This is a genomic window from Pseudomonas sp. NBRC 111123 (assembly GCF_001320205.1).
Lineage (GTDB): Bacteria > Pseudomonadota > Gammaproteobacteria > Pseudomonadales > Pseudomonadaceae > Aquipseudomonas > Aquipseudomonas putida_J.
Genome location: NZ_BCAZ01000036.1, coordinates 14,941 through 31,679, shown reverse-complemented (window position 1 = coordinate 31,679; position 16,739 = coordinate 14,941). Strand labels below are relative to the sequence as shown.

Genomic DNA, 16,739 nt, shown 5'->3' with positions numbered 1-16,739 from the left:
AGTGTTCCGCATGCAGATTTCCAATACAGGCGCCTCGCGTACCCGGCAAGTGGTCGCGGCGGTCATCGGCAATGCGCTGGAGTGGTATGACTTTATCGTGTACGGCTTTCTGGCAAGCATCATCGCCCGCCAGTTCTTTCCCTCGGACGACGAATACGCCTCGCTGCTGATGGCCCTGGCCACGTTCGGCGTGGGCTTTTTCATGCGCCCGGTGGGTGGTGTGCTGCTGGGGGTGTATTCCGACCGCAAGGGGCGCAAGGCGGCGATGCAGCTGATCATCCGCCTGATGACGGTGTCGATCGCCATGATCGCCTTTGCCCCCAGCTACCTGGCCATCGGCATGGGCGCGCCGCTGCTGATCGTGGTCGCGCGCATGCTGCAGGGCTTTGCCACTGGCGGCGAGTACGCCAGCGCCACGGCGTTTCTGGTGGAGAGCGCGCCGGCCAATCGCAAGGGCCTGTATGGCTCGTGGCAGCTGGTGGGGCAGTGCCTGGCAGTGTTTTCCGGGGCGGCGATGGTGGCGCTGGTCACCCACCTGTGCACGCCCGAGGCGCTGGACAGCTGGGGCTGGCGGATACCGTTCGTGCTTGGCTTGCTGATTGGCCCGGTGGGGCTTTGGATTCGCAAGCACATGGAAGAACCCGAGGAATTCCTGGAGGCGCGCAAGCAGGCCAAGGGCCAGGCGCCGAGCCTGTGGCAGGTGCTGCGCAAACACCGCCGCAGCCTGCTGGTGTCGATGGGCCTGGCGTGTGGCGCGACGGTGTCGTTCTACGTGGTGCTGGTGAACATGCCGACCTTCGCCCACAAGAACCTCGGCCTGCCGCTGGACCAGGTGCTGCTGGTGCAGATGCTCGCCGTGGGCCTGATGACCGTGGTGATTCCGCTGTCTGGCGCGCTGTCGGACCGGCTTGGCCGGCGGCCGGTGCTGATGGCCTTCACCCTGGCGTTCTTCGTCATGGTCTACCCGCTTTATGTGTGGGTGGCCGCGGCGCCCTCGATCGAGCGCCTGCTGGTGATGCAACTGCTGCTGTGCAGCGCCATCGGTGGTTTCTTCGGCCCCGCGCCGACCGCGCTGGCCGAGCAGTTCCCGGTCGAGGTGCGCTCCACGGGCGTGTCGGTGGCCTACAACGTGGCGGTGATGGTGTTCGGCGGCTTCGCACCGCTGATCGTTACCTGGCTGAGCAAGGTGCTGGGCACGCCGGTGGCACCGTCGTTCTACGTGCTGTTCGCCTGCCTGCTGACCCTGCTCGGCACCTACTGCCTGAAAGAAGCACCGCGCGCCGGCAAGGCCGTCGCCTACAACCTTGGAGTAAAACCGTGAACGCGTTAGCTATCGACCCCATCGTCGCCCTCGACGCCGAGGCCTTGTCCCGGGCCATCCATGCACGCCAGGTAGCGTGCCGCGAGGTGATGCAGGCTTACCTGGGCCATATCGAGCGCTGCAACCCGCAGGTCAATGCACTGGTGTCGTTGCGCGCAGCTGAAGCCTTGCTGGCCGAGGCCGATGCCTGCGACCGCGAACTGGCGCAAGGCCAGTCGCGGGGCTGGATGCATGGCATGCCCCAGGCGATCAAGGACCTGGCCGCCACGGCCGGGCTGCGTACCACGCTGGGTTCGCCGCTGTTCGCCGAGCAGGTGCCGGCGCACGATGCCATCAGCGTGGCGCGGGTGCGGGCGAACGGGGCGATCATCATCGGCAAGAGCAATGTGCCGGAGTTCGGCTTGGGTTCGCAGAGTTACAACACGCTGTTCGGCACCACCACCAATGCCTACGACCACAGCCGCGTGGCCGGAGGCAGCAGCGGCGGCGCGGCGGCGGCGCTGGCCATGCGCTTGCTACCGGTGGCTGATGGCAGCGACATGATGGGGTCGCTGCGCAACCCGGCGGCGTTCAACAACGTGTTCGGCCTGCGCCCGTCGCTAGGCAGGGTGCCCTATGGGCCGACGCCGGAGCTGTTCGTCCAGCAGCTGGCCACTGAGGGGCCGATGGGGCGCAGCGTGACCGATGTCGCCCGCTTGCTGACGGTGCAGGCCGGGCATGATGCGCGGGTGCCGTTGTCGCTGAACGATGGCGGGCGGGATTTCGCGGCGGGGCTGCAGCGCGATTTCAAAGGGGCGCGGATCGGCTGGCTGGGTGACTACGACGGCTATCTGCCGATGGAAGACGGCGTGCTGGGGCTGTGCGAAGCAGCCCTGGCCGATTTCGCCGAGCTTGGCTGCACCGTCGAGGCCTGCCAGCCCCCGTTCGATCCGGCGCGGTTGTGGCAATGTTGGCTCACCCACCGCCACTTCCTGGTGCACGGCAACCTGGCGGCGGCCTATGCCGACCCGGGCAAACGGGCGCTGCTCAAACCCGAGGCGCAATGGGAAGTGGAGGGCGGCCTGCAGCTCAGTGCCGCTGCGGTGTATCAGGCGTCGCTGGACCGCAGCGCGTGGTACCAGGCCATGCAGAAACTGTTCGAGCGTTACGATTTCCTGCTGTTGCCTGCGGCCCAGGTGTTCCCTTTCGACGCAGCCCAGGCGTGGCCGAAGGTGGTCGGGGGGCGCACCATGGACACCTACCACCGTTGGATGGAGGTGGTGATCGGGCCAACCCTGGCCGGTTTGCCGAGCATGAGTGTGCCGGTCGGTTTCAATGCCGCGGGGCTGCCGACGGGCCTGCAGATCATAGGCCCGGCCCAGGCCGACCACGCCGTGCTGCAGCTGGCCTACGCCCATGAACAGCTGACCCGCTGGGTGGACCGGCGCCCCCCGCCAAGCCTGCTGGAGCGGTAAGGGGGCTGGCCCGGCCCGTATCTTGCTGGGCATGATGACCATCCACGCACAGACAGGGAGGTCGGATACATGGGCACAGCGACAGACAGCGGTGGCGTGCGCTCGGTGGAACGCGCGCTGGCCATCGTCGAACTGCTTGGCGAGCATCAGGCCCTGGGGCTTGAGGAGCTGCATTACCTCACCGGCCTGCCCAAGGCCACGGCATCGCGCATGCTCGCCACCTTGCAGGAGCAGGGTTGGGTCTACCGCGGCCTGAGCGACCGGCGCTACCGCCTGTGCGCCCGCCGCCTGTTTGGCGACCGCCAGCAGCGTTTCAAGCGCCAACTGGTGGAAACCGCCGCACCATTGTTGCTGGAATTGAGCGAGCGCACCGGGCTGGTGGTCGACCTCTCGTGCTTCGACGGCGAGCGGCTGGAGGTGATGGAAAGCGCGATTCCCCAAGTGTTGCGCAAGCGTTATCCGAACAACTGCCAGATCGTCGGCCAGCATGCCAGCCTGTTCCATTCAGCGATGGGACGGGCTTGCCTCAAGGAGCTGGCGGTGGATGAGGTGCAGCGCCTGGCCCAGCATGAGCGGGTGGGCGGTGAAGTGTTGATGCGTGACCTGGAAGGGGATGTGCAGAAGGGCTTCGGCCAGCGTACCGAGGGCTATTGGGAGTATCCGGTGCGCCTGCCGTTCCTGATCCGCGCGATTGCCTTGCCGGTGAGGGTGCAGGGGCAACTGGCCGGGAGTATTGCCTTGCACTGGCCGCTGGACCAGGCGCCGGTGGAGCAGGTGCTGAGTTTGCACCTGAACAGCCTGGCGACGACTGTTGGGGAAGTGCAGCATGCTTTGGTGGGTTAGGGGTGTTTGGCGGTAGATTATTGGTGGGTTCGAGACCGAGCGCCGCCCGCGCGGCGCATCGCGGATAAATCCGCTCCTACATTTGTTGCAACGTGGCCATGCCTGTGAGGCCATGGTTGTCTGCCTTGTTTGTGGGCTCAAGTCATGCGCCAGGGCGGGCAACGATGGCGTGACAGGTTCGGCACGTTGCAACACATGTAGGAGCGGATTTATCCGCGATGCGCCGCGCGGGCGGCGCTCGATCTCCCAGGCGCTATAGAATCAAAGGCATGCACCCTGCAATTAGCTCCCCAAAGGTAACCCCATGCTGGTCATCGAGCACCTGCACAAGTCCTTCCCCACTGCCCAAGGCCCACTCCAGGTCCTGCGCGGCGTCGACCTGACCCTGTCGCGCGGCAGCAGCCTGGCCCTGATGGGCGAATCCGGCAGTGGCAAAAGCACGCTGTTGCACCTGGTCGCCGGCCTCGACCGCGCCGACAGCGGGCGCATCCTCATCGACGGTAGCCCCTTGCACGGCCACGGCGAGGCCGCCTTGGCCCGTTGGCGGCGCGAGGGCATCGGCCTGGTGTTCCAGCAATACAACCTGATCAGCAGCCTCGACGTGGCAGCCAACCTGGCCTTCCAGGCGCGCCTGGCCAAGCGCCACGACCCGCAGTGGCTGGCCTACCTGGCCGAACGCCTGGGTTTGGCGGCATTGCTCGATCGTTACCCGGAGCAGCTGTCTGGCGGCCAGCAGCAGCGGGTCGCCATCGGCCGGGCACTGGCCAGCCGGCCGACGCTATTGCTCGCCGACGAACCCACCGGCAGCCTTGACGAAGCCAGCAGCGACGAGGTGCTGGCCTTGTTGCTGCAACTGGTCGGCGAGGCCGGCAGCAGCGTGCTGATGGTGACCCACAGCCCGCGCCTGGCGGCCTGCCTGCAGCACCGCTGCGTGCTGCACCAGGGCCGGGTGCAAAGCTGATGAACGACCTGCTGATAACCCTGCAGGCACTGGGCAGCCACTGGTGGCGCCACCGCTTGCAGTGCATCAGCATCTTCACCGGCTTGTGGCTGGCGACCGCTTTGTGGACTGGCGTGCAGGCGCTAAACGCCCAGGCGCGCAGCGATTATGCCGAGGCCAGCGCCGTGTTGAGCGGGCCGGCGCATCAGCAGATCGTCGCGCGGGACGGGGAGCGATTCGATCAGGCGCTGTATGTGCAACTGCGCAGGCAAGGCTGGCAAGTGACGCCGGTGCTGGAAGGGCGCTTGCGCCTGGCCGGTGAGCCGGCGATTGCCGTCAGGCTGATCGGCATCGAGCCGCTGAGCATGCTGCCTGGCACGGCAGTCGCAGGTACCGACCCGGCGAGCTTCGATTTGCCGGCCTTCATCGGCACACCAGGGCAGGCCTGGGTCGGGCCAGATACCTTGCGCCAACTGGCGGGCAAGCTACGCACGGCCGATGGGCAGGCGTTGCCGCCACTGACCTTGAATGAGCACCTGGCGCCTGGCGTGATGCTGGTCGATATCGGCGTGGCCCAGGCCTTGCTCGACGCGCCAGGGCAGCTGTCGCGGCTGATCAGCGACACCGACCAGCCGTTGCCGCAGGCCCTCGCCGAGCGATTGAAAGTGCAGCCAGCGGGCGATGACACCGACCTGCAACGCCTGACCGCGAGCTTTCATCTCAACCTCACGGCCCTCGGCCTGCTGGCCTTCGTGGTCGGGCTGTTCATTGCCCATGCCGCCATCGGCCTGGCGCTGGAGCAGCGACGAGGCCTGATGCGAACCTTGCGCGCTTGCGGTGTGAGCCTGAAGGTGTTGCTGGCGGCGTTGGCCCTGGAGCTTGGGCTGTTCGCTGTGGCCGGCGGCCTGGCAGGCGTGGCGGCAGGTTACCTGCTGGCGGCGCTGCTGCTGCCCGACTTCGCTTCCAGCCTGCGCGGCCTGTATGGCGCCCAGGTCTCCGGGCACCTGCATCTGCCGCTGTTCTGGTGGCTGGTGGGTATTGCCGTGAGCCTGCTCGGCGCACTGCTGGCCGGCATCGACAGCCTGTTGCGCGCAGCGCGGTTGCCGTTGCTGGCGTTGGCTCAACCGCAGGCGTGGCGGTTGGCCCAGCTGCCCTGGTTGAAGCGCCAGGCGCTGGCCGCCGCAGCCCTGGCCTTGCTGGCCCTGGGCTGTGGCGTTTTCGGCAGCAGCCTGGCCAGTGCTTTCGCCATGCTTGCTGCGTTGTTGCTGGCGGCGGCCCTGTTGTTGCCGGGCGCACTGGCCCTGCTGCTCGCCGGCTTGGGCAGGCACGGCCGGCGGCCGCTGGCGCAGTGGTTCATTGCCGACAGCCGCCAGCAGTTGCCGGCGCTGAGCCTGGCACTGATGGCGCTGTTACTGGCATTGGCTGCCAGTGTGGGCGTGGGCGGCATGACCGAAGGGTTCCGCCGCACGTTCGTAGACTGGCTCGACCAGCGCCTGGCCGCCGACCTGTATGTCACACCCCGCGATAGCACGCAGGCGCTGCAGATCTACCAGGACCTGCAGCACAACCCGGACGTCAGTGCCGTGCTGCCAGGCTGGCGGGTGGAGTGGCGCCTGCAGCAATGGCCGGTGCAGGTGCAGGGGGTGATCGATCATCCGTTCTACCGCAACCATTGGCCTTTGCTGGAACAGGCTGCGGACGCCTGGGCGCAGGTAGCCAACGGGCAGGGTGCGATGCTCAGCGAGCAATTGGCGCGGCGCCTTGGGTTGGGCATCGGGGATACCGTGCAGTTGCCGGGCGAACCGCCGCAGGGCGTGCGGGTGGTAGGCATTCACGCCGACTATGGCAACCCTAAAGGGCATGTGCTGGTCAATGCCGACTGGTTGCGCCGGCACGCGCCGACGGCCAGCCTGAGCGGCCTGAGCCTGCTGATCCGGCCCGGGCAGGTCGCGCAGGTCAAGGGCGCCTTGCAGCAGCGCTACGGCCTGGACGAATCGCAACTGGTCGAGCAGGCCAGCCTGAAAGCCTGGTCGACGCAGATATTCAGCCGTACCTTCGCTGTCACCGCCGCCCTGAACAGCCTTACCCTGGGCGTCGCTGGCGTGGCGCTGTTCATCAGCCAGCTGACCCTGGGCCAGCAGCGCCTCGGGCAGCTGGCTCCGTTGTGGGCGCTGGGCGTGCCGCGCCGTCGGCTGGCCTGGCTGAGCTTGGGCCAGACCCTGATGCTCAGCGGCTTTACCGTACTGCTGGCCATCCCGCTCGGGTTGCTGCTGGCCTGGTGCCTGGTGGCGGTGGTGAATGTGCAGGCATTCGGCTGGCGGCTGCCCTGGCACGTGTTTGCCAGCCAACTGGTGCAACTGGCCGGGCTTGGCGTGTTGACCAGCCTTTTGGCCAGCGCCTGGCCGTTGTGGCAATTGGCACGGCGCCAGCCGAGTGAGCTGTTGAGGCGGTTCGCCGATGAGGCTTGATGCCTGGCTGTTGCTGGCCTGCCTGCTGCTGGCCGGGTGTGACGCGCCTGCGCCGCCAGCTGCGAGTTATGCAGGGCTCGGAGCCGAGGCGGCGGCGTTCAAGCAGGTCACGCGCAACACTGAGCGGGTGTTCCCCCGCGACCACGGCGCCCACGACGGCTACCGCATCGAATGGTGGTATGTCACCGCCAACCTGCGTGATGCCCAAGGCCGCGACTGGGGCGTGCAATGGACACTGTTCCGTTCAGCCCTGCGCCCCGGCCCCGAAACGCACAGTTGGAACAGCCCCAACCTGTGGATGGGCCATGCCGCGCTGACCGACCCGGGCGGCCACCAGGTCGGCGAAACGCTGGCACGGGGCGGCATCGGCCAGGCCGGTGTCGAAACCGGGCCGTTCCGGGCCTGGATCAATGACTGGTCGCTGCAAGGCGATGACAACATCCAGCGCTTGCAGATGCGTGCCAGCGGCCAGGGCTTTCGCTACGACCTGACCCTGGCCAGCGACAAGCCGCTGGTGTTGCACGGTGACCGTGGTTACAGCGAAAAGTCTGGCAAGGGCCAGGCTTCGTACTATTACAGCCAGCCGTTCTACCAGGTCAGTGGCGAGGTCGAGCGGGACGGGCAGCGCATTGCGGTAACCGGGCAGGCCTGGCTCGACCGGGAGTGGAGCAGCCAGCCGTTGGCGGCCGGGCAAAGTGGCTGGGACTGGTTTTCGCTGCACCTGGGCAGTGGCGCCAAGCTGATGCTGTTTCAGGTGCGTGAAGACCAGGGGCAGCCGTACCGGGCTGGCACCTGGGTTGGCCCTGACGGGCAGGTACGCGCGCTGCAAGGGGCTGAGGTCGAGCTGACACCGCTGGCCTGGGCCAACCAGGATAACGGCAAGCGCGTGCCGACCCGCTGGCGGGTTCAAGTGCCCTCGGTGCAATTGGATGTGCAGGTCGAGGCAGTGCAGGCCAAGGCCTGGATGGGGACGCGGTTCCCATACTGGGAAGGGCCGGTGCGGGTGAATGGCAGCGTACAAGGGCGGGGGTATCTGGAGATGACTGGGTACTAGCGCAGCGCAGTATTGATGCTGACGGCCTCTTCGCGGCTAAAGCCGCTCCTACAGGTGCGGTGTGAGCGCTGTGGGCCTTGGGGTGTGATCTCTGTGGGAGCGGCTTTAGCCGCGAAGAGGCCGGCACAGGCAGCACATCACCCGGGTTTTTCACCGCGAAACGCGCTCGGGCTCACCCCGCACTGCTTGCGAAAGAACCGGCTGAAGTACCCCACATCGGCAAACCCCAGTTCATGGGCAATCTGCTTCACACTTGCATCCGAATGCCCCAGCACCCGCTTGGCCTCCAGCACCAGCCGGGCATTGATCACATTCATCGGGGTCATGCCCAGGTGCTCCTGGCACAAGCGCCCGAGGGTCGCCAGGGTCATGCCCAGTTCACCGGCATAGAAGCCCAGTGGCCGGTGCTCGCGGTAATGCCTGTCCACCAGCTCCCGAAACCCGGTCAGTTGCTGGCTGCGCCGTGACGCTGGGCGGTGCGCCGGGTCGGGCGCCTCCTGCCCATGGCGCAGGGCCTGGATCAGCAGGGCCAGCAGCAACGCCATGCTGCTGGCCACGTGCTCGCGGGCGCGGTTGTGGTATTCCTCGCGCAGGGCAAGGCACAGCGGCAGCAGCGGGTCGTCCTCGGTGGGCCAACGGGGCAGGGCGATGACCTGCGGCTTGCGGATCGCTGCCAGCAAGTTGGGCGCGAGCACCTGGGCGATGCTCTCCAGTGGCGGCTGCGCGGCGGTGATCACCTGGCCCTCGACCTGGCCGGCCCAGTGGAAGCCATGCACCACCTGCGCGGGCACATAGACCACAGAGGGTGCGCAAACCTGCACGCGCTCGCTGTCGAACAGCACTTCGCCGCTGCCGCTCTGCAGGTACAGCAGTTGCAGCAGGCCGTCGTGTCGGTGTGCGGCGATTTCCCAGTTGTGCGCGCCGGAGCGCTGTGAGATCTGCTCCACATGCAAGGACTCGTGCCACACCGGCTGTGCGGTTTCACCGTACAAGGCGTAGTTGGGGATCTTGTTCATGTTGTTGTAATTGTTCTGGTCGCTACCCGGCCACTGTGCCACAGCCAGATGCAGGCTTCAGGTGCCTGGCACAAAATTGACCGGAATGTGGCGACGCTTGCAGGTTTTGTCCATTCTGCCGGCTGCCCCCTCGGCCCTAGGCTGTTCACCAGATCAAGCGACACTCTGGAGAGCCGCATGCATAACAACAAGATTTCCTCCACCTGGCTGGGCCTGGATTCAGCCGTTTGCGTGGTCACCGGCGCGGCCGGTGGCATCGGTGCGGCGCTGGCCGCCGCGCTGGTCGAGCAACAGGCCCATGTGGTGCTGCTGGACCGTGACGTCGACAAGTGCCGGGAGCTCGCCGCCAGCCTGGGCGAGCACAGTGCCGGTGAAGTCAGTGCACTGGCCTGCGATATTGCCGACCCGGCCAGCGTCGAACAGGCCGCTGCCCAGGTGCAGGCGCTGCACGGGCGCTGCGATGTGCTGGTGAACAATGCCAGCGTGCTGCGCCCCGGGGCGCTGGAAACCCTGAGCCTGGAACAATGGAACCAGGTGCTGGCGGTCAACCTCAGCGGCTACCTGCTGTGCGCGCAAGCTTTCGGCCGCTCGATGCTTGCCCGTGGCCAGGGGCGTATCGTGCATGTGGCATCGATCGCCGCGCATTACCCGCAGCCTAACAGTGGCGCCTACAGCGCGGCCAAGGCTGGTGTCAGCATGCTGTCGCGGCAGATTGCCGTGGAATGGGGGCCGCGTGGGGTGCGCAGCAATGCCGTGTGCCCGGGGCTGATCCGCACACCGCTGTCGGCGGCGTTCTATGCCGACCCGCAGGTCGAACGCCAGCGCAGCGCGATGACCGCCAACCAGCGTATCGGCGAGCCGCAGGATATCGCCGACGCCGTGCTGTTCCTCGCCAGCCCCCGCGCCGACTACATCAACGGCGCCGAACTGACCGTGGATGGCGGCCTGGAGAGCATGCCCATGGCGCTGATCCCGCGCCCCGGCTTCGAGGGGGCGAAGGCATGAACACGCGCAGCTGCGATGTGCTGGTGATCGGCGCCGGAGCCGGTGGCCTGGCGACGGCGATCACGGCCAAGAAGCATGGCCTTGACGTGCTGGTGATCGAGAAGGACGACTGCTTTGGCGGTACCACGGCGTTTTCCGGTGGTGTGTTGTGGGTGCCGGGCAACCGATATGACCACAATGGCAGCCCTGAGCAGGCGTTGACCTACCTGCGCAACGAAGCCGGCGCCTGCTTCGATGCCGCTGGTGTCGAGGCGTTCTTGCAACATGGGCCGCAGATGGTGGCGTTTTTCGAGCGCGAGACCACGGTCAAGTTCGTCCCCACGTTGTACCCGGACTACCATCCGCAGGTCGAGGGCGGTGCCGATATCGGCCGCTCGATCCTGGCCGCGCCCTACGACATCCGCGGCCTCGGGGCGGACATGGCCAGGCTGCGCCCACCGCTGAAGACCATCACCTTCATCGGCATGATGTTCAATTCGTCGAATGCCGACCTCAAGCACTTCTTCAACGTCACCCGTTCGCTGGCCTCGTTCAGCTACGTGGCCAAACGGCTGCTGACCCACTTCAAGGAACTGCTGCTGTACCGTCGCGGCACCCAGGTCACCAGCGGCAATGCCCTGGCGGCGCGGCTGGTGAAGTCGGCGCTGGACCTCGGCATCCCGATCCTTACCGGTACCCCGGCGCGGCAGCTGTTGCGCGAGGGCGGGCGGGTGAGCGGGGCGCTGGCTCAGCAGCAGGGCAGTGAGTTGCGTATCGAGGCGCGGCGCGGGGTGGTGCTGGCGTGCGGGGGGTTCTCCCATGACGTGCAGCGTTTGCGAGAGGCATACCCCCACGTACGCCGGGGCGGTGAGCATTTTTCGCCGGTGCCGGCGGGTAATACCGGCGACGGTGCTCGCATGGCCGAGGCCCAGGGCGGCAAGGTGGATATCCGCCTGCAAGCGGCAGCGGCCTGGATGCCGGTCTCGAAAGTGCCGATGGCCGGTGGCAAGTATGTGGCATTCCCGCACCTGCTTGATCGTTACAAGCCTGGCGTGATCGGCGTGCTGTGCAGTGGCAAGCGCTTTACCAATGAATCCAACTCGTACCACGATGTTGGCGCGGCACTGATCGAAGCGTGTGCCGACCAACCGGAAACCGCCATGTGGCTGGTCTGCGACCGGCGCACCCTGGCCAAGTACGGCCTGGGCTATGCCAAACCTGCACCGATGCCTCTGGGGCCGCTGCTGCGCAATGGCTACCTGCTCAAGGGCAAGACCCTCGCCGAGCTGGCGGCCAAGGCGGGCATCGATGGCCAAGGCCTGGCGCGCACGGTGCGCGAATACAACCTTGGCGCAGTGCACGGCGAGGACCGGCAATTCGGCCGTGGCACCACCACCTTCAACCGCTACCTGGCCGACCCTCAACAACAGCCCAACCCGTGCGTGGCACCGGTGGGTGACGGGCCGTACTTTGCGGTGAAGGTGGTCATGGGCGACCTGGGCACCTTCGATGGCATCCGTACCAGCGTGGTCGGCGAGGTGCTCGATGGCGAACGGCGCGCCATCCCTGGGCTGTACGCCGTGGGCAACGACCGCGCCAGCATCATGGGCGGCAACTACCCCGGCGCGGGCATTACCTTGGGGCCGATCATGACCTTCGGCTACATCACCGGCCGGCACCTGGCAGGGGTCGAGCAGGGGCTGGCCAGTGCCAAACCGGCGCGGGAGGTGGCGTGATGGACAAGGCGATTGTCGACCACCGTGTCTACACCATTCGGCCGCGCTGCATGGCGGCGTTTCTCGAAGCCTTCGAGCAATTGGCGATGCCCATTCTGCGACGGCATCTGGGTACGCCACTGGGGTTCTACGTCAGCAGCATCGGGCCGCTGAACCAGGTGGTGCACCTGTGGGGCTATGACAGCCTGGCGGATTTCGAGCGGCGCAGCGCGGCGCGCGATGCCGACCCGGGCTTTGCCGCGTACCTGCAGGCCACCCGCGACCTGGTGGTGGCGCAGGAGACGCGGATCATCAAGCCGGTGCACCTGTGTAATAGCGCCATGGCTTGACTGGGACCTTGTGGGAGCGGGTTTACCCGCGAAAGCGGTGGTGGATTCAACGACGCATTCGCGGGTGAACCCGCTCCCACAAATACCGCGCATTACCCCCAATAAAAACAACAAGAGGTAAGGCAAATGAGCACACCAATCGACATACGCCAACTGATCGACCAGCAACCCATCGGTCCCTACCAGAAATGGGTGGTTTTCCTCGGTTTCCTGATCATCGCGCTGGATGGCCTGGACGTCGCCATCATCGGCTTCATCGCCCCGCAACTGAAAAGCGAATGGCACCTCGGCGCCCAGGCCCTTGGCCCGGTGCTCAGTGCCGCGCTGATCGGTCTGGCCCTCGGCGCCCTGGTTGCCGGGCCCCTGGCTGACCGTTACGGGCGCAAGGCAGTGCTGCTCGGCAGCGTACTGCTGTTCGGCCTGTGGACCCTTGCCTCGGCCTTTTCCCCCAACCTGGAAACCCTGGTCGCCCTGCGCTTTCTCACCGGCCTGGGCCTGGGCGCGGCAATGCCCAACGCCAGCACCCTGGTCAGCGAATACGCACCGGCGCGCAGCCGCTCGCTGCTGATAACCCTGGCCTTCTGCGGTTTCTCGCTGGGTGCGGCGCTGGGAGGCTTCGTCAGCGCCTGGATGATCCCCAACCTGGGTTGGCGCAGCGTGCTGGCCCTGGGCGGGGTGTTGCCGCTGCTGGTCTTGCCGTTATTGTGCTGGCGCCTGCCTGAGTCGGTGACTTTCCTGGTCAGCCAGGGCGCCGACCCGCAGCGTATCCGGCGCATCGTCCAGCGCCTGGCACCGGCACATTGCGGGCCCGACAGCGCCTTCGTGGTACCTGCTACCAGCGCGCACAAGGGCGGCGCCATCGGCACCATTCTTTCGCCACGCTATCGTTTCGGCACGCTGATGCTGTGGGCCGGCTATGTGCTGGCGCTATTCCTGGTCTACCTGTTCAGCGGCTGGCTGCCGACCCTGGTGAAGGAGGGCGGCGGTTTCTCGGTGTCGCAGGCAGCGATCGTCACGGCCTGCTTCCAGGTCGGCGGCCCGGTTGGTGCGGTTTCGGTGGGCTGGGCCATGGACCGCTATCACCCGCAGCGGGTGCTGATGCTGACCTTCCTGTTCAGCGGCGCGGTTATCTTCGCAATTGGCCAGGTGGCAGGTGATTTCGCCTGGCTGTGCGCCATCGCCTCAGCCGTGGGCTTTGGCCTGAACGGCGCGAGCGTGGGCATGAATGCACTGGCGGCGGCGTTCTACCCGACCGAAGCCCGGGCCACCGGCGCCAGCTGGATGAGTGGCATTGGCCGCTTCGGTGCCATCCTCAGTGCCTTTGCCGGTGCGCAGATGCTGGCGCTGGGCTGGAGTTTTGCCCAGGTGTTCGCATCGCTGCTCATACCGGCGGGGCTGGCGGCACTGGCGGTGTTGCTGCAGGGGTGGCGCGCAAATTCAGCAAGGAGTACAGATGTACTCCATTCGTCACGAGGTTAATCAGCGTCCGACCGGCGGCGCTGTATGGCTGTGCGGGCCTCTTCGCGGGTGAACCCGCTCCCACAGGGACCGCATCCGCTTCAGCCCGGTGGTGATCCTGTGGGAGCGGGTTCACCCGCGAAGAGGCCAGTGCAGGCTTACTTGAACCCCGTTACCGCATGCGGCACATAGGGCGCTTCCAGCCGGGCGGTTTCCTCATCGCTCAGCTGGAACGCCAACGCGGCAATCGCATCATCGAGCTGCGCCACCTTCGAGGCTCCGACAATCGGTGCCGAAACCCCACGCTTGCCCAGCACCCAGGCCAGCGCCACCTGTGCCATCGGCACACCGCGCTCGCCGGCGATCTGCTCGACCACGTCAATCACCCGGCCGTCTTCCACTTCGGTGTTGGCGTAGAACGACTGCCCGGAAATATCGGTACGCGTGCGTTCGGTCTGCTGCCCATGGGGGCGGGTCAGGCGGCCGCGGGCCATCGGGCTCCAGGGCATCAGGCCGACACCTTGGTCGAGGCACAGCGGGATCATCTCGCGCTCTTCTTCGCGGTAGATCAGGTTGAGGTAGTTCTGCATCGACACGAAGCGGCTCCAGCCGTTGCTCGTTGCCACCTGCTGGGCCTTGGCGAACTGCCAGGCATACATCGACGACGCGCCGAGGTAACGCGCCTTGCCGGCCTTGACCACATCGTGCAGGGCTTCCATGGTCTCTTCGATGGGCGTGTGGTAGTCCCAGCGGTGGATCTGGTACAGGTCGACATAGTCGGTCCCCAAGCGGGCCAAGCTGGCGTCGATATTGGCCATGATCGCCTTGCGTGACAGGCCCTGCTCGTTGGGGCGGGTGCTGCCTTCCCACATGTTGGCGGGGAAGAACACCTTGGTGGCGATCACTGTTTCCTCGCGACGGGTGAATTCCTTCAGCAGCTTGCCGAGGATGATCTCCGAGGTGCCGGCCGAATAGCTGTTGGCGGTGTCGAAGAAGTTGATGCCTTGCTCGACGGCGTGGCGGATGATCGGGCGGCTGTCGGCTTCGCCCAGGGTCCACGGGTGGGTGCCGGCATCGGGTTCGCCGAAGGTCATGCAGCCCAGGCACAGTTTGGAGATGTCCAGGCCAGTGTTGCCCAGTTTGACGTATTGCATCCGCTGCTCCTCAGTGATCGGTTGTGCGATGCAGGGAAGCTTAGCGGTGATGGCTGCTTGCGAAAATCCCGAATCGGTGCAGGCGAAATCCGCAAAAATTCACAAGCGCAGCAGTGGCTTGACCTGTTGCTGCAGGAAGTCGGTAACGGCCTTGATGCGCGGCGTGTTGCGCACATCCTCGTGTACCGCCAGCCAGATCTCGATGCTCATGGTCTGTTCGTCCTTGCCGGCGACCTCCAGGCCATGCTCCTGCGCCATGAATGCCGGCAGGCAGGCGATGCCTACCCCACCTGCGGCCGCTTGGGCCTGGATGCGCAGGTCGTTGCTCTGCAACACGAAGGGCGGGTTGCCGGTCTGGCTGAGCAGCCACTGCTGCTGCGGCGACTTGGCCTGGGATTCGTCGTAGCCGATGTAGCGCGGCGCGCCAGCACTGCGCAGGTAGGCGGGCGCGGCGTACAGCCGGTAGTCCAGATAACCCAGCAGGCTGGCGACCAGGGTCGGCTCGGTGGGCCTGGCCAGGGTGATGCTGATATCGGCTTCGCGGCGCGCCAGCGAGGCCCGCGACTTGCTGCCGACCAGTTTCAGGCGCAGCTGCGGGTAGCGCTGCAACAGCGTACCCAGGCGCCGGGCAATGATACTGCCGAGCAAAGCGGGTGGGGCCGCCAGCACCACTTCGCCTTCCACGTGCTGCTGCCCGGCATTGGCGAAGTGCTCCAGGGCGAACGACGACTGGCTCATCTGTTCGGCGTATTCGCCTACCCGGCGGCCTTCGTCGGTCAGCGCGTAGGCCCTGGGGCGGCGGTCGACCAGCTTGAGGTTCAGCGCAGCCTCCAGCGCAGCGATGCGCCGGGCCACGGTGGCATGGTCGACCCCCAGCAGCTTGGCCGCTGCCGACAGCGAGCCGGTACGGGTAAAGGCGCAGAAATGGCGCAGATCTTCCCAATCGAACATGGCGGGCCTCTGTAGTAGAGGCGCCATGATACGGCCTTATGCCGACCGGCAGGTGCTAGGATGGCTGCCATTTGCGCAACGGGTACCGCCATGCAGCCTCTCGATCACCTGTCGTTGCACCTGTTCATTGTGGTCTGCGAAGCCGGCACCATCGCCCGAGCCGGCGAGCGGGCGTTCATGGCGCCGTCGGCCGTCAGCAAACGGATCTCGGATATCGAAGCGCGCTTTGGCACGGCGTTGCTCAAGCGCAGCAAGCGCGGCGTCGAGCCGACCCCGGCAGGCCTTGCCCTGCTGCGCCATGCGCGTGGCCTGACCCGGGCCATGGAGCGCCTGGACAGCGAATTGAGCGAGTACGCCGAGGGCGCGCGCGGGCATGTACGGGTGCTGGCCAATGTGTCATCGATCATGGAGTTCCTGCCGGAGGAATTGTCGGCGTTCATGCTCGACAACCCGCTGGTCCAGGCCGATATCGAAGAGCGTTTCAGCCCGGACGTGGTGCGCGGGGTGGCCGAAGGCAGTGCCGACCTGGGCATCTGCCGCAAGTCCATGGCCGTCGGCGATCTGGAGTTCGTGCCGTACCGGCAGGATCACCTGGCCGTGGTGGTCGGCGCCGATCACCCGCTGGCCGGGCGCGACAGCATCGCTTTTGCACAGACGCTGGATTACGAGCATCTGGGCTTGTCGGCATTCGCCACGCTCAACACCTTCATGCGCAACAGCGCCGAGGCGGCGGGCAAGGAACTGCGCTTTCGCTCGTATGTGTCGTCGTTCGATGCAGCCTATCGCCTGGTGCAGTTTGGCCTGGGTCTGGCGGTGTTCCCACAGGAAGCGGTGGCGCGCTACGCACAGCTGTTCGACCTGCGGGTGATCCCGCTGACCGATGACTGGGCGCTGGGTGAGTTTGTCATCTGCATGCGCGACCGCCATGCCTTGAGCCTGTCTGCACGCCGGCTGCTCGACCATTTGCTGCTGCGGGCGCCGGCCTGGCAAACCCGGGATTGATCCATCGTGGTTGGCGATGGATCAGCCCG

14 protein-coding genes are annotated in these 16,739 nt (G+C 66.3%); 11 read left to right on the top strand and 3 right to left on the bottom strand.

Annotated features, from left to right (window positions below; genetic code table 11):
• Positions 1-10 precede the first annotated feature (10 nt).
• From APH27_RS18050 to APH27_RS18025, 6 genes are all read left to right on the top strand, one after another.
• On the top strand, positions 11-1,321 hold the full coding sequence (locus APH27_RS18050; RefSeq protein WP_060485553.1) for a citrate-proton symporter: 1,311 nt from the start codon (positions 11-13) through the stop codon (positions 1,319-1,321).
• A complete protein-coding gene (locus APH27_RS18045; protein ID WP_060485552.1) occupies positions 1,318-2,775 on the top strand; it encodes an amidase in 1,458 nt (485 codons plus the stop codon). The genes APH27_RS18050 and APH27_RS18045 overlap by 4 nt, the downstream gene beginning before the upstream one ends.
• Before the next feature lie 69 nt (positions 2,776-2,844).
• Positions 2,845-3,618 carry an IclR family transcriptional regulator gene (locus APH27_RS18040; RefSeq protein WP_027917404.1) on the top strand — a complete coding sequence of 258 codons (774 nt, stop codon included), beginning with the start codon at positions 2,845-2,847 and terminating at the stop codon, positions 3,616-3,618.
• 304 nt (positions 3,619-3,922) lie between these two features.
• The gene (locus APH27_RS18035) at positions 3,923-4,579 is read left to right on the top strand and encodes an ABC transporter ATP-binding protein (RefSeq protein WP_027917403.1); all 657 of its coding nucleotides are present in this window, start codon (positions 3,923-3,925) and stop codon (positions 4,577-4,579) included.
• Positions 4,579-7,026, top strand: coding sequence for an ABC transporter permease (locus tag APH27_RS18030; RefSeq protein WP_060485551.1), 2,448 nt, complete (start codon positions 4,579-4,581; stop codon positions 7,024-7,026). Before APH27_RS18035 ends, APH27_RS18030 begins: the two co-directional genes overlap by 1 nt.
• A complete protein-coding gene (locus APH27_RS18025) occupies positions 7,016-8,080 on the top strand; it encodes a lipocalin-like domain-containing protein (protein WP_060485550.1) in 1,065 nt (354 codons plus the stop codon). Before APH27_RS18030 ends, APH27_RS18025 begins: the two co-directional genes overlap by 11 nt.
• 137 nt (positions 8,081-8,217) lie before the next feature.
• Here APH27_RS18025 and APH27_RS18020 read toward each other — a convergent pair whose 3' ends face one another.
• Positions 8,218-9,096, bottom strand: a complete 879-nt coding sequence (locus tag APH27_RS18020; RefSeq protein WP_027917400.1) for a helix-turn-helix domain-containing protein — start codon at positions 9,094-9,096, stop codon at positions 8,218-8,220.
• 177 nt (positions 9,097-9,273) lie between these two features.
• On the opposite strand from APH27_RS18020, the gene APH27_RS18015 reads away from it, so the two are divergent.
• From APH27_RS18015 to APH27_RS18000, 4 genes are all read left to right on the top strand, one after another.
• Complete coding sequence (locus APH27_RS18015) at positions 9,274-10,101, top strand: SDR family NAD(P)-dependent oxidoreductase (RefSeq protein WP_027917399.1); 828 nt, start codon at positions 9,274-9,276, stop codon at positions 10,099-10,101.
• A complete protein-coding gene (locus APH27_RS18010) occupies positions 10,098-11,816 on the top strand; it encodes an FAD-dependent oxidoreductase (protein ID WP_060485549.1) in 1,719 nt (572 codons plus the stop codon). Before APH27_RS18015 ends, APH27_RS18010 begins: the two co-directional genes overlap by 4 nt.
• Positions 11,816-12,145: an NIPSNAP family protein gene (locus tag APH27_RS18005; RefSeq protein ID WP_060485548.1), complete on the top strand. Its 330-nt coding sequence runs from the start codon at positions 11,816-11,818 to the stop codon at positions 12,143-12,145. The genes APH27_RS18010 and APH27_RS18005 overlap by 1 nt, the downstream gene beginning before the upstream one ends.
• A 126-nt stretch (positions 12,146-12,271) precedes the next feature.
• Positions 12,272-13,624 (top strand): aromatic acid/H+ symport family MFS transporter, encoded by a 1,353-nt coding sequence (locus APH27_RS18000; protein ID WP_060485547.1) that lies wholly within the window; start codon positions 12,272-12,274, stop codon positions 13,622-13,624.
• 137 nt (positions 13,625-13,761) lie between these two features.
• On the opposite strand, the gene APH27_RS17995 is transcribed toward APH27_RS18000, so the two are convergent.
• Positions 13,762-14,757 carry an aldo/keto reductase gene (locus tag APH27_RS17995; protein WP_027917395.1) on the bottom strand — a complete coding sequence of 332 codons (996 nt, stop codon included), beginning with the start codon at positions 14,755-14,757 and terminating at the stop codon, positions 13,762-13,764.
• 99 nt (positions 14,758-14,856) lie between these two features.
• Positions 14,857-15,708 (bottom strand): LysR family transcriptional regulator, encoded by an 852-nt coding sequence (locus tag APH27_RS17990; RefSeq protein ID WP_027917394.1) that lies wholly within the window; start codon positions 15,706-15,708, stop codon positions 14,857-14,859.
• A 90-nt stretch (positions 15,709-15,798) separates the two neighbouring features.
• Between APH27_RS17990 and APH27_RS17985 the strand changes: the two genes are divergently transcribed.
• Complete coding sequence (locus tag APH27_RS17985; protein ID WP_027917393.1) at positions 15,799-16,710, top strand: LysR family transcriptional regulator; 912 nt, start codon at positions 15,799-15,801, stop codon at positions 16,708-16,710.
• Positions 16,711-16,739: the final 29 nt, after the last annotated feature.

Bases quoted from the DNA above. Each gene is read 5' to 3' on its own strand.
- APH27_RS18025 (WP_060485550.1), top strand. From the start codon at position 7,016: ATGAGGCTTGATGCCTGGCTGTTGCTGGCCTGCCTGCTGCTGGCCGGG.
- APH27_RS18040 (WP_027917404.1), top strand. From the start codon at position 2,845: ATGGGCACAGCGACAGACAGCGGTGGCGTGCGCTCGGTGGAACGCGCG.
- APH27_RS18010 (WP_060485549.1), top strand. From the start codon at position 10,098: ATGAACACGCGCAGCTGCGATGTGCTGGTGATCGGCGCCGGAGCCGGT.
- APH27_RS17995 (WP_027917395.1), bottom strand. From the start codon at position 14,757: ATGCAATACGTCAAACTGGGCAACACTGGCCTGGACATCTCCAAACTG.
- APH27_RS18050 (WP_060485553.1), top strand. From the start codon at position 11: ATGCAGATTTCCAATACAGGCGCCTCGCGTACCCGGCAAGTGGTCGCG.
- APH27_RS18005 (WP_060485548.1), top strand. From the start codon at position 11,816: ATGGACAAGGCGATTGTCGACCACCGTGTCTACACCATTCGGCCGCGC.
- APH27_RS18020 (WP_027917400.1), bottom strand. From the start codon at position 9,096: ATGAACAAGATCCCCAACTACGCCTTGTACGGTGAAACCGCACAGCCG.
- APH27_RS17990 (WP_027917394.1), bottom strand. From the start codon at position 15,708: ATGTTCGATTGGGAAGATCTGCGCCATTTCTGCGCCTTTACCCGTACC.
- APH27_RS17985 (WP_027917393.1), top strand. From the start codon at position 15,799: ATGCAGCCTCTCGATCACCTGTCGTTGCACCTGTTCATTGTGGTCTGC.
- APH27_RS18035 (WP_027917403.1), top strand. From the start codon at position 3,923: ATGCTGGTCATCGAGCACCTGCACAAGTCCTTCCCCACTGCCCAAGGC.
- APH27_RS18015 (WP_027917399.1), top strand. From the start codon at position 9,274: ATGCATAACAACAAGATTTCCTCCACCTGGCTGGGCCTGGATTCAGCC.
- APH27_RS18030 (WP_060485551.1), top strand. From the start codon at position 4,579: ATGAACGACCTGCTGATAACCCTGCAGGCACTGGGCAGCCACTGGTGG.
- APH27_RS18000 (WP_060485547.1), top strand. From the start codon at position 12,272: ATGAGCACACCAATCGACATACGCCAACTGATCGACCAGCAACCCATC.